General features: G+C 28.5%; 19 protein-coding genes. 5 read left to right on the top strand and 14 right to left on the bottom strand.

Going from position 1 to position 24,088, the window contains the following annotated elements:
* Window positions 1-2: 2 nt before the first annotated feature.
* From ACJMLB_RS04000 to dcm, 9 genes are all read right to left on the bottom strand, one after another.
* Entirely contained in the window at window positions 3-3,185 is a 3,183-nt protein-coding gene (locus ACJMLB_RS04000) for an MrcB family domain-containing protein (protein WP_405324078.1), read from the bottom strand.
* Window positions 3,186-3,335: 150 nt separating this feature from the next.
* Window positions 3,336-3,758: a YkvA family protein gene (locus tag ACJMLB_RS03995; protein WP_405323856.1), complete on the bottom strand. Its 423-nt coding sequence runs from the start codon at window positions 3,756-3,758 to the stop codon at window positions 3,336-3,338.
* Window positions 3,759-3,782: 24 nt separating this feature from the next.
* A complete protein-coding gene (locus ACJMLB_RS03990) occupies window positions 3,783-4,199 on the bottom strand; it encodes a hypothetical protein (protein ID WP_405323854.1) in 417 nt (138 codons plus the stop codon).
* Window positions 4,192-6,168: an AAA family ATPase gene (locus tag ACJMLB_RS03985; RefSeq protein ID WP_405323852.1), complete on the bottom strand. Its 1,977-nt coding sequence runs from the start codon at window positions 6,166-6,168 to the stop codon at window positions 4,192-4,194. Before ACJMLB_RS03985 ends, ACJMLB_RS03990 begins: the two co-directional genes overlap by 8 nt.
* Window positions 6,169-6,178: 10 nt before the next feature.
* Entirely contained in the window at window positions 6,179-6,352 is a 174-nt protein-coding gene (locus ACJMLB_RS03980; protein ID WP_405323850.1) for a hypothetical protein, read from the bottom strand.
* A 4-nt stretch (window positions 6,353-6,356) separates the two neighbouring features.
* Window positions 6,357-7,694 carry a DEAD/DEAH box helicase family protein gene (locus ACJMLB_RS03975; RefSeq protein ID WP_405323848.1) on the bottom strand — a complete coding sequence of 446 codons (1,338 nt, stop codon included), beginning with the start codon at window positions 7,692-7,694 and terminating at the stop codon, window positions 6,357-6,359.
* Window positions 7,684-10,506, bottom strand: a complete 2,823-nt coding sequence (locus ACJMLB_RS03970) for a hypothetical protein (RefSeq protein ID WP_405323847.1) — start codon at window positions 10,504-10,506, stop codon at window positions 7,684-7,686. Before ACJMLB_RS03970 ends, ACJMLB_RS03975 begins: the two co-directional genes overlap by 11 nt.
* Window positions 10,507-11,433 carry a hypothetical protein gene (locus ACJMLB_RS03965; RefSeq protein ID WP_405323845.1) on the bottom strand — a complete coding sequence of 309 codons (927 nt, stop codon included), beginning with the start codon at window positions 11,431-11,433 and terminating at the stop codon, window positions 10,507-10,509. It lies immediately after the preceding gene.
* Between the two features lie 123 nt (window positions 11,434-11,556).
* Window positions 11,557-12,849 (bottom strand): DNA (cytosine-5-)-methyltransferase, encoded by a 1,293-nt coding sequence (gene dcm, locus ACJMLB_RS03960; protein ID WP_405323843.1) that lies wholly within the window; start codon window positions 12,847-12,849, stop codon window positions 11,557-11,559.
* A gap of 148 nt (window positions 12,850-12,997) precedes the next feature.
* Here dcm and ACJMLB_RS03955 point away from each other — a divergent pair, with 148 nt between their 5' ends.
* The gene (locus ACJMLB_RS03955) at window positions 12,998-14,332 is read left to right on the top strand and encodes a Sau3AI family type II restriction endonuclease (protein WP_405323841.1); all 1,335 of its coding nucleotides are present in this window, start codon (window positions 12,998-13,000) and stop codon (window positions 14,330-14,332) included.
* 6 nt (window positions 14,333-14,338) lie between these two features.
* On the opposite strand, the gene ACJMLB_RS03950 is transcribed toward ACJMLB_RS03955, so the two are convergent.
* Window positions 14,339-15,298: a hypothetical protein gene (locus ACJMLB_RS03950; RefSeq protein ID WP_405323839.1), complete on the bottom strand. Its 960-nt coding sequence runs from the start codon at window positions 15,296-15,298 to the stop codon at window positions 14,339-14,341.
* Window positions 15,299-15,309: 11 nt separating this feature from the next.
* Window positions 15,310-16,287 (bottom strand): hypothetical protein, encoded by a 978-nt coding sequence (locus tag ACJMLB_RS03945; RefSeq protein ID WP_405323837.1) that lies wholly within the window; start codon window positions 16,285-16,287, stop codon window positions 15,310-15,312.
* A 334-nt stretch (window positions 16,288-16,621) separates the two neighbouring features.
* On the opposite strand from ACJMLB_RS03945, the gene ACJMLB_RS03940 reads away from it, so the two are divergent.
* Together ACJMLB_RS03940 and ACJMLB_RS03935 are read left to right on the top strand one after the other, a co-directional pair.
* Window positions 16,622-17,227 carry a zinc ribbon domain-containing protein gene (locus ACJMLB_RS03940; protein WP_405323835.1) on the top strand — a complete coding sequence of 202 codons (606 nt, stop codon included), beginning with the start codon at window positions 16,622-16,624 and terminating at the stop codon, window positions 17,225-17,227.
* 221 nt (window positions 17,228-17,448) lie between these two features.
* On the top strand, window positions 17,449-18,033 hold the full coding sequence (locus tag ACJMLB_RS03935; RefSeq protein WP_296856149.1) for a hypothetical protein: 585 nt from the start codon (window positions 17,449-17,451) through the stop codon (window positions 18,031-18,033).
* A gap of 7 nt (window positions 18,034-18,040) precedes the next feature.
* Here the strand turns inward: ACJMLB_RS03935 and ACJMLB_RS03930 are convergent, their stop codons facing one another.
* From ACJMLB_RS03930 to ACJMLB_RS03920, 3 genes are all read right to left on the bottom strand, one after another.
* Window positions 18,041-20,005 (bottom strand): phage holin family protein, encoded by a 1,965-nt coding sequence (locus tag ACJMLB_RS03930; protein WP_405323833.1) that lies wholly within the window; start codon window positions 20,003-20,005, stop codon window positions 18,041-18,043.
* A gap of 340 nt (window positions 20,006-20,345) precedes the next feature.
* On the bottom strand, window positions 20,346-21,422 hold the full coding sequence (locus ACJMLB_RS03925) for a hypothetical protein (protein ID WP_405323831.1): 1,077 nt from the start codon (window positions 21,420-21,422) through the stop codon (window positions 20,346-20,348).
* Window positions 21,423-21,480: 58 nt separating this feature from the next.
* Window positions 21,481-22,782, bottom strand: a complete 1,302-nt coding sequence (locus tag ACJMLB_RS03920; protein ID WP_405323829.1) for a DNA cytosine methyltransferase — start codon at window positions 22,780-22,782, stop codon at window positions 21,481-21,483.
* A 579-nt stretch (window positions 22,783-23,361) separates the two neighbouring features.
* Between ACJMLB_RS03920 and ACJMLB_RS03915 the strand changes: the two genes are divergently transcribed.
* Both ACJMLB_RS03915 and ACJMLB_RS03910 read left to right on the top strand, forming a co-directional pair.
* Window positions 23,362-23,652, top strand: a complete 291-nt coding sequence (locus ACJMLB_RS03915) for a hypothetical protein (RefSeq protein ID WP_296870409.1) — start codon at window positions 23,362-23,364, stop codon at window positions 23,650-23,652.
* A gap of 4 nt (window positions 23,653-23,656) precedes the next feature.
* Window positions 23,657-24,073: a hypothetical protein gene (locus ACJMLB_RS03910; RefSeq protein ID WP_296870407.1), complete on the top strand. Its 417-nt coding sequence runs from the start codon at window positions 23,657-23,659 to the stop codon at window positions 24,071-24,073.
* The last annotated feature ends 15 nt before the right edge of the window (window positions 24,074-24,088 follow it).

Below are 24,088 nucleotides of genomic sequence, written 5' to 3'. Positions count from 1 at the left end.
ATCTAATTAATAAATGATACATAGCGTTGTTTAGTTAAAATATCCCTCATTTCTTTTAATTTACGAGCAGATTCAGGATAATTCGCAGTTTCATATGTTAAATGCTTGCCTACACATTTGGAATATAATTTATCCAATGTTTCCCCTATAATTTTCTCTGAACCATGTAACTTAGGAAGTAGCTTTTGCTTTATGCATGCATCAAAGTAACGTTTCCAATTAGTAAATTCATCCGGTTTATCTTCATATTCCCATGCAACAGCCATGAAACGAACTATTTCATTGATGACTCTGAATCCAAAATCAAACCCTGATTCCTTTAATATTTTTTGGAATTCGTAGATTTCATTAGTCAATAAATTCCAGAATGGCTCTCCTTCATATTCCACTTCATCAAATAGATTTCTTAGTTCATCTATTCCATAAGAACGAATCTCATCTCCTGCCAATGGATTTTCCAAGTAAGATATGTTTCCACTTGGTGCTGTGAGATTGATTTTATTATTCATGTAATCAGAAGCAGAAAAAGTCTCAAACTCAATAACATTAGCACGATCCAAGACTTTTGGAGAGAACATGTAAGTGGTTTCATCTACATTTACTGTACCTATGATGAATAGGTTTTGTGGTAAGGTTAGTTCCTCTTCTCCGTATAATGGGATTTTCTCTCCACTTTCAATAGCGGATAGGAAGTCTGCAAAGTAGCGTTCCACATGAGATAAGTTCATTTCATCTAGAATGAGGAAATATGGTTCTGTAGAATTATTTGCAGCTTTTATTAAATCATATGCAGGTGTGGATTGGTATTCATTTGTAATTACATTGTAATAGCCTATTATGTGTCTGTTTTCAGTCCAATTAGCACCTACTGGGATTATTTTATAATTAGGATTATTTTGTTTATAATTATTTCCACCCCTTTTTTCTAAAATATCTCTCTTCAAATCTTCTTGATGGCCAAATAATAAATCAATTCCTGTTTTATTTTTATAGGTTTCATAATCAATAAATTCTCCAAAAGTAACAAAATTAGATGTTCTATTTTTTTTATATTCAAAAGTATTAGGATGTATTCTTACATAAACAGATTTGCCTTCACCAATTGAATTCTCATCATTTAATTTAAACATGATGTATAATCTAAAAATTGCTTCACCAAATATTTTGTCATCAACAATAACCCTACAACGAGTTTCGTGCCTTAATGGAACAAAATCAGATATATCTCCAGGGAAATCTTTTCTTTTAAGCGGTAATTTGATTCTTTTTAAATTATTGTTTTCTAAAAAACCCTCCAAAATTTCATTACTTTTAATAAAATCTTCTATTAAACATTTTGAAATATCTTTGGAATTGAATTTAATATTAATATTTGAGTCATTGCCTTTCGGATAATTACTTTTTATATATTCTATTATCTCCTCATTTTCTTTAAAACTAATCCAAGGTTCATATACAACATCCGCCATTTGTACTTTACGATTTAATTCAACAAGGCAAGTACCATAATATTCATCAAAGGGATAAAGAGTTTTACTAAATTCATCTTCAAAGTTTTTTGCAAATTGTTTTGAACTCTTGGTCAATTCTACATAATATTCCCCAAAATCATTACCTTTTTGAAAATGTTGTGTATCAAAATAATCTTCATTATTATAATTTTTATCGGCTTTAAAATTTGTGATATCCTCATCTAATAATATTTCTAAAGGAACCTTTTGCTTCTCATCTTCATTTGCCAATTCCGCAAGATGTCGCTTTAATTCATCTCCTTTGTAGAATAAACGAGGATTTAATTTTAAATTTGCATTTGCAGGAACACCATCAACAACAATTGAATAACTATTCTCAAGTTCATCAATTGGAATTAAATCTTTTATATCATTTCTATTTAAAGACCATCCCCCACTTTCAGAGGATTTTCCAACTAAAACTTCAGTATTAATAGAACTGATAGTGTCTTCATTTTCTAAGGGATGATTATCTGTAAGATATTGAGCAAATAGCTGAGACAATTTGGTTTTTCCAGTCCCTGAATTACCTGTCAAAATAGCAAATGGTTTAGCTTTTAAAGACAATAAGTAATTTTCAATTGTTTCCTTATCAAAGAAATATCCTTTATACAAAAGATAATCATAAAATGAATTAAATAATTTTTCTTCAGCCATATCATCTACCCTTTCAGTTTCAATAAAATCTTCTTCTAAATCATTATCATAAATATTTTCAAATACATCAACTTCATCCCTATTTCTATTAACTTTTCCTAAAGCTTCTATTAATTCATCTTTTAATGTGAACTGGAACGCTTTTCCAGTTTTACCTTTATTCCTTGCTCTAACCTCTGTTCCATAAAAGAATCTCATCCAATAATTTTCAGTTCCATCTTTATTATAAACTGCTTTCTTGTTTAAAAAATCCTTTACTCGCTTTGAATTAGCAATAATTGTACTGTTATAAGATTTCTCATTGCTAAAACCTAATTTTTCTCTTATTTTAATTAATTGACCAGTAGTAGCTTGATAATCTACTATATCATACATGATTTCAAGAATACTGAACATTTTATTATCGATTACAGAGTTATCTTCTAAAGCAGAGACCCATTCATCTACAGAGATGTCGATTTGATCTGTATAATTATTTAAAACAAATTTACGTAAATCTGAAAATCGTTTTATATCCAAGACTAAATCCTCTGTAGATGGAATAGTATACTTATCATAATATTTAGCCACTATTGTTGCACTATCATGTAACTTTGATTTAACTCTGTTTTCAGCTAAATCTACACTGAAAACTAAATTTTCTTCAAGCTTACCGTTTTCTTTTAAAAACTCCCGAATGTAATTTGATTTATTTCTAAGATAATTTGCATAATATTTGCCATATTTGGTTTTAGTTTTTCTTTCATATGGAACTTTTAATATTAAATATAATCCAGACATGTCCGCTTTAAAATAATACATTAGATTTATATAAAAATCTTGATCAACAACAGTATTATCAATAATTTTTATACGAGGAATGGTTCCTAAATCTTTAGTTCTTGAATATGAATCTATAGAAAAATTTTCCCCTAAAGCACGTTCTAAATCTTGTTTAAAATCATTTTTAATTAATTTAAAAATAGGATTTTTTGAAGAATCATAAGTTTTCCTAGATACCAGATATTCATCTAAAATTTGTTTTATATCTTGTTTTAAAATAAGTAAGTCCCCTTTATGTTTATAATAAAAATATTTGTTAATTAACTAACAGTTAATATATAATTTACTATTTATAAACATATAAAATTTTTTAAAAAAAAGTGAAAGAGGAATAAATAAAAAAAGTTAATCCATCAAACCAACATAAGACAAGACAGCGTGAACTTTGTCTTCCAATAATTCTAAGGAATTATCATAACAATCATCCATAACTTCCTTTACATCAGTTTCATGTTTCCATAAATCTTGAAGAAACTCGTAACCAAATTCTTTAGCTACTTTTCTTAAAACATAAACAGATACGAAGATATCATCTATATAGCCATAAGGACCATATATCTCCTCTGGGATGATGTCATCAGGGGCTACATAATAAGCAATAGCTGCACTAATCTCTAATCTCATTTCTCGACTAATCTCTTTTTGAGAAAGAAGATCACAAAGGAGATTAAATAAATTAGGGCCACAATTGATAAAGTATGCATATTCCCCTTCGTATCCATCTAAATTTTCTATTAAAGTGTCATAGAAATCTTTAAATTCTGACATAAAATCACTTTAAAATAAAAATTATTATTTTATAACCTTATCAAAATATTTTAATGCTTCAAGCTCTAAATCATCTAATAATCCTTTAGGATTTTCAATGAAATCTTCTTCTAAAAGAGATAGCCCAGTTTTTGCATATTCTTCACATATTTTAAAGTAATCATTACGTTTAGCTAAAATTTCAAAACTCTCTGTTTCCTCAACAGCAATCGCCATCATTAAATAATGAACATTAGAATTTTCAATTGTTGTTTGACGTATACGGCCAGTTTTTTTCTTATCTAAAGGAGTTCTTATTCCTGCTTTTTTACCATATATTAAAGAAATTGCAAAAATATCTATGAGATTTAAACTTCTAAAAGGTTCTTCGACCATTAATCTTTTTAAAGTTTCATAATCATCATCATTATAATTAATCCTTCTTTCATTTACTTTAGCCATTTAAAACCACCTTAGATTCTTTACCCTCATCAGAATTATTCCATTCGATTGTGTATTCTTTACCAACAGCTCTATGAAGAGTATCTCTAAAATCATCGGTATATTCTGTTCCAGTAACTAGCAATACTGTTTGTTTATCTCCAACGAATTTAGGTAAGAACTCTGCTATATTATGTCTCATATCAACATCTAAGTTACCAAGGGGAGTATCCATAATAATTGGTAAATCAAACCCAGAGATATTATGTAATGCAGACATGAAACAAAGACCTAAACATAATTTTTCACCATCAGATAAATCCCCAGGCCTTTCTAAATGATTTAATCTGTTCTTAATGAAAACTTCATAATCTTCATCAATTTTAATATCCACAAATTCGTCTTCTTTCCAAGAAATTTTTATGAATTTTTCTTTGGTAAGTGCTTCAACCTCTTTCCTCATATCCTCTTTTAATTTGTTATAGAGTTCATCTGTAGCTTCACTAATTTCTTCACAGAAAGCAATTTTTTTATCAAATTCTGCATCTTGTTTTTTGTAACGATCTTCAGCATTTAATAATTTTCGTTGCTCCCCTAAATTGGTGTTTAATCTATCTATTTGAGATTTTAAATTATTAATTTTAGATTCTGTATTTTTCCTTGAGGAAACCATCTTTTTTCTACGTTTTGTTAATCTTTCAATATCTTCTAAAGGATTCGCACTCAAACTTGCTTCAACATCCCTTTTTTCAGCAATTAATTTTTCTTGCTCTTCATTAATAGAACGAATTTCAGAATGTATCTCAAAAGATGTTGTTTTAAATTTCTTAATATCTTTTATAATGACTTCTTTCACTTGATTTAAAGCTACTGTAAGTTCTTCAGCATGATCTGTTAAAGGATTTGTTTCTTCTAACAATTGTTCCAACATTTTTCTATGTTCTAAATCAACATTTAAATCTGTACCACATATACATTTTCCACTTTCCAATAAATCTCTTATAAAACTTTTTTTAAATTTAGGGGGAATATAACCTTTTTCCCTTGATTCCTCACCTAACTCTAGGAAATTAACAAATGCTTCATAAGATAAAATGAAAGGATATCTACTTAATACATGTTTTTTACGTTTATTTTCTAAATTAGATAATTTTTTATTGTTTTGTGAAATCTTAGTTTCTAATCTTTTATTTTCTTGTGCATTTTTTCTTACTTCCGCAGATTTCTTATTGATTAACTCATTATCAATATTATCTATTTCATCATTAATCTCAACTAATATTTTTTCTGCATTAATTAAAGAAGATTCGGCTTCTTTTAATTCTTGAGTTAATCTACTAACTTCTGCATTAGCATTACCTATTTTAGGTTTGATTTTCTTTTGTTTATCAATATATTGATTTTTTACCTTTAGCATGTTTTGACTAGTATTTTGAAGTAAATTTAATTGGGATAAACTAAAAACAGCTTTTCTAATTTGTTTTGTTTTATTTTTTTGGAAGTATTCGCTTAAACGGGCTCCATCAAAAAAGAAATAATCCTCAATATCCTTTGGTATTTTACGTTCAATTGTATAAAAATCATCTCTTTTTACTTTTATATCCATTCCATCTTGAGTTTTAACTTCAAATTTATCTAAACGCGGTTGTGAAATTAAACCATTACCAGTTTTTCTAAACCCTTTAACTCTATGAAAAGCCAATATTTCTCCTTCATCTAAAAATTCTAATTCTACACTAACTTTTATTTCATCCCCAATAATAGCTAATTTTTCTGTTTTATTATTGCAAATATCCATTGAAGAATCATCTTTATAGTCATGAATTTCAGAACCATAAAGACACCAACTTAATGCATTTAATAACGTAGTTTTACCTGTACCATTATTACCTTTAATAATTGTGAAATTTTTGCCATTTCCATGTGCAAAATCAATATCAACATTTCTATATTGGCGATAATTTCGAATAGAAACCTTATTAAGTATCATTTTTTACACCTTACTCCAAAAAACTCTCAATTAAATTATCATAATTTCTAAAATAATGAGTTACATCTTCCTTTTCTCTTTTAAATTCTAATCTCAAAGCTTGTATAATAAAATCTTGTGTCTTTTTATCATACCCTGAATTTTTCACATGCTCAATTAGATTTTTACTTACTTTTAAAGCCATACAATCACCATTCTCCCAATCTCTTCAATAATTTTATACATTCCCATGAGTTTTCTGCATTAGATGCAAATTCCATATATCTGTTGATTTCCTTTTCTCTTATTTTTTCCCCTATTCTAGTTGTTTCTTTAGGAAATACCAAAATATCATATATAATAGCTCTTTCCTTTCCAGGAGAATTTCTTAAAATACGGCCTCTTCTTTGGACGTGTTCTCTTGGATTGGAAGTGCTTGACATAATAATTGCGTTTTCAGCTGAAGGAACATCCACTCCTTCATCTAAACATTTAATTGCCACTAAAGCCCTATAAGATCCATCTTCAAAATTTTTAAGCAAATATTCCCTCTCTGAATACAAATCCTTTTTCTTCTTTGTAGCCGATTGCTTTTGAGTGAATCTATGTTGGGGAATAATCCTTTTTTCATTTAAAATTTCCTGAACTCTGTCTATTTGCCGTGGAGAACAAAATACAATCAATTTATCAATGTCTGGTTTTTCTTCTAGAATATCAATAAATGCTTTGTATTTCTCTTCAGCATTATTAATAATTTTCTGACGAGCAAAGAAATATGTCTCTAAACTTATTCCATTTTCATCCTTTTCTTCACCTGCCTCCATCATTACAGCAATTCTCTTGCTATAATTAGAATATTTTTCAAATTCTTCATTCGTTAAATCAACGAGTATCGGTTTATAAATATAAGGAGTTAAGTAAGTCTTTCCTGTATCTGGATTAAACTCATTTAAAGCTCTTTCTATGTCAAATTCAAATACAACTCCACCAAAGAATTCTTCAATAACATGAGTTCCAAAATCATCAAACCATCTTGCAGGAGTTGCACTCAATCCTAAACGATAATCATAACGATTATTTAATGCAGACATTTGTTTTTCTGAACCTATTCCATGAACTTCATCAACAATTAACAATATTTCTACTTCAAATTCTTGAATTGTATCTATGAAATAATCTGAAGATAAAGAAATATGTGTTGTTAAAACAACTGCTTTATCAACTAGCCCTAAATAATAATCAGCATATAAATTTTTAAAATCTTTTTTCCATTTGTAATTCTTTCCAGATGCCGTTATAATTGGGCCATTATGAAATTTTTTTAATTCATTTATCCATTGATCAATCAAATGAGATTGAGGGCATGCAATAACGGTTAATAATCTGTCTTTAGTATCTGAAAGTTGCTTAAAACAAGAAAGAGCAGTAAAAGTCTTTCCTGTGCCTGTAGCCATTTCAAAAATACCTCTGCAATCATTATTAAACCAAGCATCAATAGCTTCTATTTGATAATCCCTTAATTTAATATTTGAACTGCTATTTTCCATTTTCCCAACCTAATAATTTTAAATCCTTTAAAGCTGATTTTAAACGACTTTTTTCTATATCAATGTCTAACATGAAATCATAATTATCATCTTCTAGTTTTTCACAAAGGAGTTTGTTTAAATTGCAATTTATAAATGAAATAAAATTGAAAATAGAAACTCTATCTTTTTCTGAAATAATACCTTTTAAGAAAATTTTTGAATAATTATCTCCACAATCTTTTTGGAATAATTGTTTTACTGATTCATTTTGAGTTTCCTCTTCAATTTTTTCAATTTCTTCTTCAGTTTCTTCTACAGATGAATCCAATTTGTTAAAGTTTTCTTTATAAGGATGGACATCAAAATATTTATTTCTAGCTAAAATAGCTTCTTCTTTTGTTTTGTAAAATCCTAAATTAATATATTCTTTATTAACTTTTGTATATACAAACCATTTGGATAATTTCTTATTGAAAGAAATTCCATCAATTTTTTTATCATCATCTAATAATATATGGATAATAGGAGTTACTAGAGTTAATGGGATATTTTCTTCGGATGAAATAAAAGTATTTGTAAAACCTAATTCTTTTAAATTTTTAAGTCTATTAGCTAGTTCTGTGTTGTATTTCCCTTCATTTATTCCTATTAACACTTGAATTTCAGTTGGAGTAAATTTGCTTTTACAATCATCACAATATTTCTGCCCAGACCCTCTCTTTTTTTCTTCAAAAGTTTTTTTACAAATAGGGCACACTTTACTATTATTGCTTTCCTTTTTTTCCTCAGAAACAAATGATAATGATGAAGCATTATCTGTAGGATAATGTCTTAAAATAGGGGTAATTAGAGGATTAGGTATGCCTAATTTATATGCAATTTGAGTATTGGTTTTTCCTTCCATTTTTAATTTTTTAATAGAATTCACTGTTTCTTTAGTGTATTTACCCTCTTTAATACCAACTAAAGCACTTAATTCTGAAGGTTTATATTTATTTTTGCATTCATCACAATATTTCCTATTTGTAGCATAATCTTTGTGAATAATTTCATTTCCACATATGACACATTTTTTATATTTATTATCAGATACATTAGATTTAATGGAAACATCAGAATCCTTCTTAGGCCCAATATCTTTTGATTCTTCAGACAACTCTAGATTTACTTCGGTTTTTGCATCTTTAATTTCCGTAGGTTCCCTCAATACATGATTATTCTCAAACTTCGAATCAAAATTATCTTTTATAATGTTTACAATGCCTATTTCTCCTAAATATCGTACAGCCATCAGTTTAGCTTGATATGGAGTGGCAAAATTTTGACTTAGGAAAATATGGCCTTCCTTTTTAAGTGTAACAATCCAATCAGAATTTTCATGATTATAATAACATTCAACAAAGTTTTGATAATCTATTAGATTTATTGCTTTATCTAAGGTTTCTTCACTTTTCAAATATTCGTCATAAATATTTAATTTAGGAATTTCTTCTTCATTTATTTTAATAATATATTCTTCAGAATCAGAATACTCCCTAATAAATTCATTTAATTTAGTTCTATTAGCTAAAATGATGAGATCATCAGAATCATATCTTAACAAACCATTATCTTCTAAATCTGCAATAATTATATCCAAATCAATATTATTAAAACCTTTTTCAATCAAAGAAGATTTATTAAATCCTGTTCCAGGTTTTACATATTCTAAAAGTTTGTGTATTTTTTCTATACTCATTTGCTTATCGAAGCAATTAGAACAAATATCAGTTCCATCATCTTCTTCCATTTCCTCTCCACAAATTCTGCATTTAGGTTTTTCTTTATCATCAGTAAAGCCAAAGTAATCATCAAGTGCTGATCTTGATTTAGATTCCTCTTCTTTTTCTTCAATAGGGTTTAATAAAGAACCAAAAGCCTCGTTAATATCTTCATTGAGATATAACTTATAAATATCATCAGAAAATGGCTTTAAAAATCCATAATCTTTTAATAATTTAAAATTATATTCAAACAATCCTTCTTCATCCCACATATATTCCAATTCAGATGTGGAAAGCATATTGGTTGAAATAGAACCTTCATTTAGTTTATAATAGAGATCTAATGCATAAATTTTCTTTAAGCAATTTTCACATCTTGCTGGAAACTTTCGAGAAAGCTCCAATAAATTTTTATTTAGAGTTGATTCTAATTTTTTACCACAAATCATACAGAATTTATAATTATCTTCCCTTTTTCTAATTGAATCTAAAGGAATAGGGTTAATAATTAATTCATCAGAATCATTTAATTTGAAATCTACATCACCCAAAATAGTTTCAAGATTATTTAAAAATTTATCAATGAAACTAAAGCAGTTTCCAAAATCGAAATAAACATGATTTTTACCTTTAACTTTGTATAACTTATAGGATTTTTTCAATAACTTGAAATGCTCATCAGATAAGTCATATATTTTAGATAAAATATGTAAATTACCATTAATATTAGCAAATGCTGCATCATATGATGATTTAGAATTATTTAATGGGAAATCAAAAATAAATAAAGGAGTTAAAGGTTTATTTTTATCTCTAGCTAACATGAAATTAAGCTGATTCCATTTTCCAAAAGCATGCCTAATAATTTCTTTTGAAATAAACTTAGTATAAAAAAATCCATTTTCTGAATAAAAAACCTGTATTTTAAATACATCTTTTTGAGATTTGTTGAGGCTAAAATCTACAAATAAAAAAGTACTGCGCTCAAATTTAGGGTATAATTTTGTTGAAAAAGATTTGCTGAAATTCTCAGAATCTTCCTTAGTTGTATAAAGTCTTAGATTCATCTAATCCTCCCCTCTTTCAAACTTATTATTACTTATTAAAAATCCTTCACTTAAATTCTTAACTACACAAGAAATCATTTCATGCCTTGATTTTTCAATATTTGGACATTTACCTGCCTCTTTTATTAATTTTTCATCACTTAAAAGATAAATTTGCTCTAAAACAGAAATTTTCGAATAATCAGTAATGTCCAATCCTTCATTAGTTAAAATAATAATCAAATCGTAAGAATCAAATTTTTCAAAAAAGTTATTTTTCAAAGCACCTTTGCTTAAAGATACCTTAACATCATATTTCTCAGCAATATCAACTAAATCTACAACTTTTAAAGGTTTTACAAATGAATCAAAAATATTTTCCAAACTAGAGGATGTATAATTATACTTGAAATTGATAATGTCTCTTAAATCAAAACTAGATATGATTCTATTCACTAAAGTCTCCTTATCCCCATTCGCATCAGCAATTTTATATCTCAAGAAATTATATAAGAACTGATTATCTACACAATACTTTAGGAATAGGTCTAATTTAATTGAATTATTTTGTGATTTTAAGCTATCTTCACTTAAATCATCATTTTGAATGATTTTATCATCCAAATCTGATTCTTCTTCTATATTTTCATCAGAAATATGATTATTACTGCTTATAATTTCTTCTGTTAATATTTCATCGTCTGAAATATAATCATTAGAATAAGAACTATTTGACTCAATTAAACTAGCAATATCTTCTAATTCATCGATGGAGGAGTCCTCAATATCAGTTTCATCCATTAAAATATCACTATTTTCTAAAATAATTTGCCTTTTAGAATATTTTTCTTCCAATTTCTTTCCACAAGTAGGGCAAAAATAAGCAGGGCCTTGTGGTATTGTCTTATTACAGAATGGACAAATATCTAAATTTTCAGAATTAGTCAAAATAAAAATCCCCCATTTTTACATAAATAGTATTATACCTTTAAATATACTATATAATTTATTGAATAAAATACTTTCTAAAAAAATTAATAGATAGGGGAATAAAAAAGTAAATTAAAAAAATTAGTCTTCTTTTTCAACAATAGCTGAAATATAATCACCTAAACGCTCTACAACACCAACAACAAGTGCATTACCCATCATAAAGTATCTTCTACGTTCAGTCATTGCTTTAGATTCAATATTAGTCCAATCATCTGGGAACATTTGAATTCTTTCTGCTTCAACTGGTGTCAAAGTTCTTAAATTACCTGATTTAACATCTTTAACTACATGAGAACTTCTATTTGTTGTACTTTCACTAGTTAGCATAGTTCTTGCTGGAACATCTAATTTATCAGGAAATGCAATTTTACCTTCTGAAAAATAGTAAGTTTCACCATTAGGTCGTTTACGAGGAACTTTCTTAGATCCTTTCAAATACTTCCATTTTTCTAATTTTTCACCTTCGAGATAATATTTCTCATCAACTTCTCCTTTTTCAATAATATCTCCTAAAGTGGTTACATCTTCACATTCTACTGGAGAAGTCTTAAAGGTGTAAATATTTCCATTATGCATAAGACCGGAATTATAGAAATGGAAATCAAAATCATCACTAATAGCTACAAGATCTTTAAAATCTTTCTTTTTGATTGAAGTTTTACCAAATTCATCATTAGAAACTTCTTTCCCATCTAAATTCTTATCAGTGTTAAATTGAATTGGGAAATTCTTTGCAAAAATTCCTTCCTTGTAAATTAAATCCTCATAATCTACATTATCCATCTTTTTATAATAATTAGTAGACTTATGATAAGCAAAAATAAATACTCTTCTTCTCTTTTGTGGGAATCCATACTCTGCAGCATTAATTACTCTCCATTCAACAGAATACCCATAATCATTTAATGTTCTAAGCATTACACCAAAGTCTCTTCCTCTTTGGCTAGCAGGTGATCTTAGTAATCTATCTACATTTTCTAGCAAAACAAAAGGAGGCCTTTTTTCCTCTAAAACTTCAGATATTTGCCACCAAAGAACTCCTTTTTTACCTTCAATTCCCTTTTCACCAGATAAAGAACGAGCAACTGAATAATCCTGACAAGGGAATCCTCCAACAAGAAGAGTGTGATTAGGAATTATCTTTTTATCTACAGTAGCTATGTCCTCATTTACATGATTCTCAGATTCACCGAATCTTTCAACATAGCAATCAAATGCAGCTTGTGATTTAGTGGAAGGTTCCCATTGATTTGCCCAAACAAAGTCCCAATTGTCTTCCTCTTGGACTTTTCCATCCTTAAGGCTTACATGATTGAATCCGCAACGGAATCCACCAACACCTGCAAATAATTCAACTACTGTTTTATCCATAAAAATTCCTCTTATTATATTTTATAAATTTTAATTTATATACTTATATTTAACTTTTAAATAAAAAGAACCACTGGAAGTCCATTTGAAAACTAATATTTATGTATAATTAACTATAAAACAAAATATTAAGTAAGGGGATTAAAATATGAAATTTGATACAATTGAGGAATTACTTCACTACACAGAAGCGATTAAAGGTAAAACATTTAATGAAATAGATTCAGAACACCTACTTGAAAACACCACAAATCTAAAAGGAAATAAAGGTGTCTTAGGCCAAGTTGTAGAAACCGGTTTCTATAAATATCCTATAAACACTGACCCTAGAGCTGATTTTGATAAAATTGGAGTTGAACTAAAAGTAACAGGTTATAAAAAGAACAAAAAAGGTGAAAAATCAGCTAAAGAAAGAGTTTCCCTAAGCAAAATTGACTTCAATAAAATAATCAATGAAGAATATGAATACAGCAAATTAATCTATAAAAATAAAAAAATCCTATTCATTTGGTATTTCTATGAAAAAGGAAAGGATATTGGAGATTTCCTAATAACAGATTACCAATTATATGATATGGGCCAAGATGAAGAAACAATTAAAAATGACTTTTACATCATAAAACAAAAGGTAAAAGATGGCCGTGCTCATGAATTGTCTGAAAGTGATACATCATATCTTGGGGCTTGCACTAAAGCTAGAACATCTAAAGACAGAACAACTCAACCAAACTCTACTATACCTGCAAAGCCAAGAGCATATTCACTTAAAAATTCATATATGACCGGTATCCTAAACAGTATAGAAACAACCATCAGCTTTGATACAAATGAATTTAAAACTGTTGAAGAGTATGTTTTAGATAAATTACGGCCGTATATTGGAAAAAGCCAACTTGAGATTTTAGAGGAAATAACTGGACGAACATACAAGGAAAAAATACCAAAAAATCTCAATAAAATGATAACTGATAAAATCATTGGAAAAGATGATGAACTTGCAGAAAAAGACGATTTATTCAAGAAAACAAGTTTCATTATAAAAAATTCACCTATTACTCCAAAGGGAACATATAGGGAAAGAATGTCTTTTAGAAACCTAACTTTAAGTGAATTTGAAGACACTTGGGAAGATTCCTATTGGAAGTTGTTCTTTGATGAGACAACCATATTGAATATTCTATGGAAAGAACCAAAAGCAGGATCCAAAAATGGAGAAAGAATTTTAGAAGGAGTAAATAAAATAAGTTTCAATGATGATGACTTGGATTCAATTGAAACAAGTTATAATATGGTAAAGGAAACCATTGAAAAAGAAGATGTGAGTTTATTGCCTTATCCTAACTCATTTGAAAATCAAATATTGGAAATAGGGCCAAAGGGTCAAAAAAGTGATGATGCTTATAATACTTTCTTTAATAAGGATGTGACTAAAACATGTTTCTTTTTGAATAAAGAGATATTATTTGAAAAGAATAAAAAATGACTAATATTAATTCTCTTTAGTTAAAGTTTTAAAATAATTGCTTATATCATTATTACGAACAAAGAAACTTGTGATTAATGAAGTAAAATTATCTGTACTAATTTCACCATCAGCTCTGAAAATCTTAACATATTGTCCATAATTCTTAGAATTTTCATCCCAAAGATGAATATCGTTTCTGTTTAAAAAATCCAGTTCTTCATATATTTTTACAGACCCATCACAATGAATTATCTTTTGGTTAGTAATATCATAAATAGCATGAAAATATCTACTACCTCTATATTCGATTTCTTCAAATTTAGGTAATTCTTCACAAAAGAAATGTAATTTATTCTCTCTTTTATTCCAATAAAGTTCAGTGATGGTATCATTTTCTAAAAATCGGGCTTGAGTAATATCTTTAATTTGACTTAATTTTTCCCAGTCTAACTGTTCACCAAAAACAGTCATCTTATAAACAGCATCTATTGGATTTATCGCTAAAGGGTCTAATCTAATTTTAAAAGATATATTTTCATCTTTTAATTTATAAATTTCTTTCGAAAGCCAATAATTTGAATTTCCATCACTAATAGGTAAACATAACATATATTTATTTTCACTATTATATTCTAAAATGTCATGGAATAAAACTAAACCATCCTTATCTACAGTTAATTCTTCTAAATCTTTTAAATTATAGGGTTTATTAGTAGTCTTTAAAGCAATTAATCGAATTTTAGGAATCAAATCTACAAATTCATTTAAAATGTAATATTTTTTTAATTCTAAAATAATATCCTCTTCTTTTACATTATTTAATAAAAAATTTAATTTTTGTTTTTCTTTTTCACAAAATTTCAATAATTGCTCATTTTCTATTTTTAATAAATCTTCACTCAAATCCTCTTTTGGGATATGCTGAAAAGAATATGGATGCATAGGTAAATTTAATTCCAAAAAATATTTTAAACTATTAAACATCATATCACCACCTATAACCAACTATCTAAAGAATTATGTTCGATTAAAGAAATAGGATCTTTAATCTCTAGATTCTTATGAAATTGATTTACATGTTTAAGATATCCATCAAAGTCCTTCTGTGATTTAATTGTTGTCATTGGAAAAATTGAAACTTGTTGACTCCTAGCATGATTAAAAGGACTATTAAAATTATAAGGTTCTTTCCATAATCTTTTAAAAAGAGGATAAAAATCTGCAGCTATTTTAATTTTATTCTTATTTTTAGAAACCCCAAATAAGATTTGATTAGAACAACCTAATATTAAATCTATTAGCTGAATAAGGTGTGCATTCTCTTTTTGTTCAACATCATCATAAGCCTTATGATTAGAACTGATAAATTCAATTTTATCTGTTTTTACATTAATCCGCTTATTTTTTAAGAAATGTAAAGAATGCCAGTCAAAATAATCATGCACTTGTTTTTCATCTGCAATGTCATGATAAACATTATTTATTGTAAAGTCAAAATCTTTAAAGTAAAATGATTTTGCGGATAATATGACTGTCCTAAAAAAACGATTATAAATATTTGTAGTATCCTTATTAACACCAAATGTATCAAAATCTAATTTATCTAAATCAAGATACAATATAGAAAAATATAATAATTTATCTTTATCTTCTTTATGTTTATTGTGATTTACAACGAATTTAATCCATCTTTCATATATTTTCAACTTGGATTTAGCAGTGCTTTTCTCAATTTCATTAAAATGAATCTCAAAATTATTTAGGTTATGATATTTCTCTTTACATAGATGTTTACAATCTTCAAAATCCCATGTCCAAGTTCTAAAATCTTCATTTAAACATCTTAAATCAGATAATTTTTTTGATAAAGTATGTTTATATGAAACTGGAACAAATAAACAACCAATTCCAAGATATTCTTTGCCGTTATCATCTTTGATATGTGTTTCATCTGCAAAGATTTCAAATTCCATAATAAATCTATAATTGTTATATTTAAAAAATATTTTGAGAGCATATGAAAACTATTTTAAAAAAATATTTTTAGAAATTTGAAACAAATGAGCTACTTTTAACAATTTACAATTTTTCATAAAGCATATTTTTTCGAAATCAATGAAATATTTATATGAAATCACAAATAACGAAATCAATAAAATATTACAAAATGATTAAAATATTGACCCAAAATTAAAAAATTAAAATTATAATGTAAATCACGAAATGATTATAAAATTATTATTAGATAGAAAAAAATTTATTAATCTCTAAATTAAAAGAAAATTTAACTAATGAAAAAGGGATAATATGAACTACTGTTTCAACTGTGGAGCCAAGCTAATAGAAAAAGATCAAAAGTTCTGCATAAAATGCGGAACCAAATTAGTTGAACACGAAGATAAATACAAAGACTATCTAAAGGAATCCCACAGCAAGTACAATCAAAGGGAAGGGGAATCCTATAACGATTACCTTGAAAGAATCAACTCACCAGTGAAAAATAAAATAGCTACTGAAGAGAAAGAAGAAGATTACATTGACTATGACCCTCTTAAAACATATAAGGAAAACAATCCTCAAATAAACTATCCTAAATCAGAAAGAGAAGATGATGATTCATATGAGACAATAGCTGATGAAAATAGAAGAGAAGTTATTGTAGAGGGCATGTTCGGAAAACCTTCAGTGTCCACAGAAGGAAACTTTATAGTTGAAGGAATGTACGGCCGGCCTAAATACTACATCGATGGAGACATAATCAGGGAAAACAATCAATTCGGTAGGCCAGCATATAGAATAGACGGCAACTATATAAGAGAAGGAATGTATGGAAGGCCTAAGTACTATATCGATGGCGATCTCATACGTGAAAACAATCAGTTTGGTAGAGTGGTTGGTAGAAGAAAGAAATAAAAATCACCACAACAATTTTTTAATTTAATAAACAAGTTTACCATATAAAACTATACATAAATTTTCTCCTCTAATTTTGCTTATTTTTTATTAAATCATTATAATTTTTCATTATAATTAAAATATTGACTTTTAAATTTAGAAAAGCTTTATATAATACCATATACAAAGTATTTTTAAAAATAAAGAAAAAATAAAAAAGCAAAAAGAGGTGAGAATATATGAGAAAAATAGATGAATTCAGAATGGAAATGGAAGAACCTAAAAAGATATACACAGAAGAACTGAAAAGATTTATCAAAAAATACGATTTCCTAGGTGAACCAATACTAATAGAAGATCCTGATATAGACACAGTGGATTACATATACTATTTGAATAAGCTAAATGGAACACCCGAGGATGTGTTGGACTCAGCGCTTAATGAAATATATGCCCATATGGTGAATTTTTCCATATCCAATGGAATAGATGAATTCAGTGAAAATGCATATGTTTTTTATGCCAGCGCCAGAATACCAAACAGGTTAGAGCAATTCAAGCTAGAAATGGAAGGGCCAAAAAGGATATACACAGAAGAATTAAAAAGATTTGTAAAAAAATATGATTTCCTGGGTGAAATGACACTGGTGGAGGAACAGGACATAGAAACTTTAGACTATCTCTACTATTTCAACAAGCTAAATGGGAGTGAAAAGGAAATTCTGGACTCAGCACTTTCAGAAATTTATGAGCATATGGGTGAATTTTCAAGGAAATCCAAAATTGATGAATACTGCAGAAATGCAGTCATCCTGTTTAGGTGATATTAAATTATGATTTCAATTTAAGCAAATTCTCTTTCAATAGCTCATATATGCTTTCTGCACCAATAATCTCATCATCACTGACATTCCAGCTTGAAGGATACAATATGAATGGCTTGGATTGGTCTCCACCAACACCACCATGGCTTCCAACCAATTCCTCAAATGCACATACCTCATCTGACTTCTCATCATAAAAACTGTTAACCAGAATATCCGGTGTATGCTCAAATGAACTTGTTCTTTTCAAATGTCTGACAATATTATCTCCAAACCCAGTAAGTGGATTTTCACCATCAATCTTGTCGCTATCCAGGTAGTAGGTTCCATTCTTACCAATGGCCAAGTCTCCATGTTCGGCAGAATTGACTAATATAAAGCCAACATACTCATTATTTATGATTCCTGGTATCAGTTCAGGGAAATAGCTGTTAAGTTCCTCATAAGTCAATCTTTTGCTCCATTGTGTCAAATAGATCATTGCAAGGTTTCCTGAAGCCAATACGATGACTTCAGAGTCGCTTAATTCCTGAGCTTCCTTTTCCTCTTTGGCTATTTTCTTTTCCTTTCTAGCAAATGGAGTGTAGTCACCTACAAAATGGTCATCGTTGGAAGTCATTTTTGCAAACATAGACATGTCTTCCGGAAGCAATGACTTGACAAAGTCCTCAAAGCTTTCACCATACCTTTGGGTGAATGTGGCGCCATTTGTTTGGCCGTGATCTGATTGGATAACGAATTGATAGTCTCTAGGGGAATACTTGTTTGCATCAATCAAGTGCTTGACCTGCCTGTCCATCTGCCTTAAGGCAATCCATGCATCACTATCCCTAACTCCGGAGTGGTGAGCTATCTCATCATAACCCAAATATGTTGAGTATGCAACGTCAATATCCCCAATCATCATGTCTCCAATCAATGTTGAAGTGTTGATTTCCCTCATGAAGACGTTTGTTGCAGCTCTTGTTGGAATGTAGACTATTCCACGCTTTATTCTTGGCTTGACATCCCTTAATGAATGTGTGATTTGAGACCAGATTTCACGCACCATATCCCCAAGGAACAAGGCGATGATACGTGCAAAATTGCTTGGATTGGAAAATACGGAATACCATGCCTTATTGTAGAGTTTCTTGAAGTCCATTATCTTACTGAATGTGAATATCACATTGTCAGTGTCTCCTGAAAATAGGTTTGATCTGCTTGCTCCATTATCCACAAGCAATCCATCCCCATTTGAGATTCTCTCTTCCAGTTCAGGGACTTTAGTGATTCCAGAGCATTGCATCATCTGATTGCCATTGGCCTTTTCTATCCATCTGAATGCAACGATGCCTTCATTGTTTCCATGAAGGATTCCGGCCTGACTTGCACCTGTTTGGGAAGAAAGATCAGTTTCCCACATTCTAAGAGTGTACTCCTTGCTCTCAATCATTTCCTTAACTGTAGGCATCTCTCCCCTTTCGACAGCTTCACGGAGAACTTCATAAGCAAGCCCATCGATTTCAACGATTATCACTCCAGGATAATCCTTGACTTCAGCTTTCCTTTTCTTTTTCGCATCATTAAAGACAGATCGGTAATATGAGCTGTCATCATCAATTGTTATGAGGGAAGACAGTATGGTTGTAACTGCAGCCATACCTAATGGTGCAAGTATTATTGCAGGGCCTTGGATTTCTATTCCAAACAATGGTGCGAATTCCTCAAGGAGAAAACCGTTTAGTATCAATGTTCCAAATCCAAAGGTCAAGACCAAAAACGGCATCGCTATTCTTGTTAGCATAGGCCAGAGAATTGAATTGATTAAACCGATGAATAGAACTAAAAGGAGTATGTCATCAAATGAACTTAACTTTACTCCCAATCCTAAAAAACCTATTAGGTAAATTCCCAGGACGTTTCCGATAAATACTATTAGACTTCTCTTAAAACTTCTTTTTGGAGTTTGCTTTTGGTTGATAATTTCCATATTAATCCGGCCAGATATTATTTTTAAATATTTTTCATTTGAAAATAAGTTATATAAAATATATTAGGTGAGAAAAGTATTTAAAATATATTGAAATTAGATTAAAAAAAATAGGTTTTTGGTAAAAAATAAAGTATTATCTACATGTTGTGGATTAAAAATAATATTTTTAAATTAAGATTTGATTAAATTAAAGATAGCATCGATTAAAATAATATTTTTTAATAATTTTATAATTTTATTAATCATTGATTAAATTAAATGATATTTATTTTTTGTTGGTTTTATTAATATGAGGGGACTTACCAAAAATAAAAATTAATTAAGATTTTTAATAAAACTAAATATCTCCAACAATATCATCAAATATGGAAATTAATTCATCTGTATAAGAAATTTCATTATTAAAACACTCTAAAATTGATTTAGTCAAGACAACCTCTTTAATCTGACCATTTTTCTCAAATTCATCAAATTTTAATCTTCTTAATCCAGCAGATAATCTTTTTCCATCTACTTCAACTCTTCCCTCTACATTAACATCCAAAGTTTTCTTTGTCTTATATTCTATAGTAAGTTTAGAATCTTGATAAATTTTAATATCACAAGGAATATTCTTATCATCATTATCAAAATAATAAAGACCTGAAGGTATCTCAGTAGAATCTACTTTAAATCTCTTCTGTAATCTAGATGGGGATTCTGTTTCTTCACGGAAATAAATCGGTTTATCCCCCTGTTCGACAACTTGAGAATATTTTTTCAAGTCTTTACCCTTATAAATACCTAATAAATAATATGAACCCAATTCATTATTTTTCTCTAATTTTACAGGATTTTTAATGATTCCTTCTTCATTTGATATTATAAAATCATCATGAGAAGATGAAATGAATTCATAATACTCATTATTTTCAAATAATTCATCATCAAATATTGCAGATAAATAACCTTCTTCTAAATGTGATTCAACTATCACATAAAAATGATTTTCATCAAATTGAGTGTAAGGTATAGTCACTAAACTTTGATTGCTACGGAATGTTTTCATTTCAATAAAAGGAGTATTTTCTATCAATTGCCACTTATCAGTGTTAAATTTTGCAAAAGGATAATAAACACCTTGTTTATCCACTAAACCTATAATATCTGGTGCGTTTTTAGATTCCCCTTTTGTATAAAAAAAAGTATCTGTTACTACATCATAGTTTTTATCTTCTAAAAGTTTGCTAAAAATTAAGAATTCTGGAGCTTTATTCATCCAACGATCAATAAAACCTCCAAGTAATGCTTGTTTAGATGAAGATTGTTCCCTTTTAAATTCATCCATATTATATTTGCATATAATCCAATAAATTGTTTTTTTAAAGTATTCTTCGGTTAATTCTACTTCAATTTTTTTATTTTCCAAACCCATATTAAACACTAATATTAAGTTTGATGAAATATTAATATATTTTTTTCGAAATAACCAATTATTCATTAAATGAATCTAAGATTTCAGTAACTGCTTGATCAATCCAATAGCTAGCTATAGGAGGAACAGCCTCACCTATTTGCGCTCTAATCTCAGTTGTTTTACCATTAAACAAATAATCATCAGGGAATGTTTGTAAACGAGCTCTTTCCCTATTTGTTAGTCCTTGGCGATTGTATTCATAATGATAACCACCTGTTCCGCCCCCACCATAAGCTATAACAGTTGGAGAAGGAATCAAAGGATGTAATCTTCTATAAATATTACTCATTAATCCTCTAATTTTCCATTCAGTATTTTCAACAGCTTTGAAATTATAAAAAGGAGGTATATGATGCATTCTAGCTGTTACAGTTCTATTTTTCTTAGGTAATTTATTAGTATCATCCAAAAATTGTTGTTGATCTACTTTTCTGCCATAGAATCCTAAAATTTTAAGAATTTTTTTATGTTCTTCCATAGCTAATTTAAATTCTTTTTCATCAAAACAATCTATATTATTAGCATTTAAATAATCTTTAATTATATCAAAAGTTAAATTTTTATACTCTTCTTCCCATTTAGGCCTTATTTCATTGTCGATTCCTTCCATGCATCCATTATATTCTTTCATTATTTTAACATATTTTTCATTAAGCTCTGTTAAAATTTGACCTTCAAAGGTCTCTAATGGTGTTAGAGGGTATTTTTCAAGTAAAGGATTAGTTAAATATTTATTTATAATTTTATCAACTTGTTCTCTATCTGAAATTAATTCTTTTTTAATTCCAATAATAATTAAACGTTTTCTGGATTGTGGTGCACCTATTTCACTAAGATTTAAAATTTGATTATAAACCAATTCGTATCCTTCATTTTTAAAGTCTTCTTGAATAGCTTCATAGGCTGCTCCTTTGTTTGCTGATACCATACCTACTACATTTTCAAAAATAAAGGCTTTTGGTTTAGAATCTCTTAAGATTCTAAGATATTGTTCGTATAATTTACCTCTTCTTACAGTAAACCCTGCTCTTTTATCATCTCCACGTAACACACTAAAATCCTGACATGGAGGGCCACCAGTAATAATATCAGTTTCATGACTAATTTTTAAATCATGAATATCACCACAAACCCCTACATTTTCTTCATTAGAATAATTGTCTAAAGAAACTAGAGGAATCTTATAGTGATCTGTATATGTTCTTAAATGTGGTTCTAATATTTCATTGGAAGCTATTAATTCATAATTGCCATTATGATGAAAGCCCCAATCTAATCCACCTGCACCTGTAAAAAGACTTATCATTTTTCTTGTCATAGTATCAACAATCAATTATATAATTTAATATTGTTTTTGGAAGTTTATAAATCTTAAGAGTGCAGTTGAAAACAATTATTTAAAAATAGTTTACTGTGCTTAAAAAATAAAATAAGAATTAATAATTCTTAAAAATTCCATACAAATAATAAACAAGCATTAAAAATAAAATATCAAACCAAACTTCAAAAAACCTCCTACAGGACTATCCTATAAATCCACATCTGAAGGCCCTTATAATTAATCACAATCAAATCTTCAACATTACCATAGAAATATAAGATTCCCCTTTGACCCCCCCGAATCGTACCAATTCTCCTCTATATCAAAATCCATTAGTGAATTGGTCGCATATGTGAAGTCATGCATTGATTTTCTGAGAAACTTCAATCACTCCTAATTTTAGTTTACCATATAAAACTATACATGAATTTTCTCCCCAATTTAACCTTATTTTCACCTAAATCATTATAATTTTACATATTAATTAAAATATTGGCCTTAAATTTTAGAAAATCTTTATATACTACCATACACAAAGTATTTTTAAAAATAAGGTATAATGGAGGTGAAAAGAATATGCTTAAAATCGATGAATTCAGAATGGAAATGGAAGAACCAAAAAAGATATACACTGAAGAGTTGGGAAGATTCAGCAAGAAATATGATTTTTTAGATGATTTCACCATTGTAGAAGAGCCAGATATTGATACCGTTGACTATATCTACCATTTCAACAACATAAATGGAACCAGCAAAGAGATTATAAACTCCGCACGTGATGAAATGTATAATCATATGGTTAAATTTTCAAAATCCAATGGAATCGATGATTTCAGTAGAAATGCACATATATTTATTAAGAGGTAATTAGATGGAGATTGAAGGATACCCTCAATTTCAGTTATATTTGTTGACTTTAAACCTTTTGATGTTAAAGGATCAAATAGTCCCTAAAAACTGTGATGAGTGGTGTGTTAATGCAACAATAATCAATCGAGCTTACTATAGTTCATATCTTTACTGCTTATTATGGTTAAAGAAAATTAAAAGATTCGAACCAAAACCACCATGGACATTCGAGAAAAAGGAAAAAAGAATCGGTGAACATAAGCAAGTAAGAGATGCGCTATATGACTTTGGAGAAGAAGATATTAAAAAAGAACTAAGTGATTTGGCCTCTTTAAGAAAAAAGGCTGATTACGAACCTTTTTATGATATTAGTTCAAAAGAAGTCAATGATGCGATTGAACATATGGAAAGAATATTCAGACAACTTGAATTCCAATAGCTATTTTTTTTTAAA

Origin of the sequence: Methanobrevibacter sp. (assembly GCF_045114555.1) — an archaeon.
Taxonomy (GTDB): Archaea; Methanobacteriota; Methanobacteria; order Methanobacteriales; family Methanobacteriaceae; genus Methanobrevibacter.
Note: the sequence above shows the minus strand (reverse complement) of the source record. Positions and strands in the feature narration are given on the sequence as shown.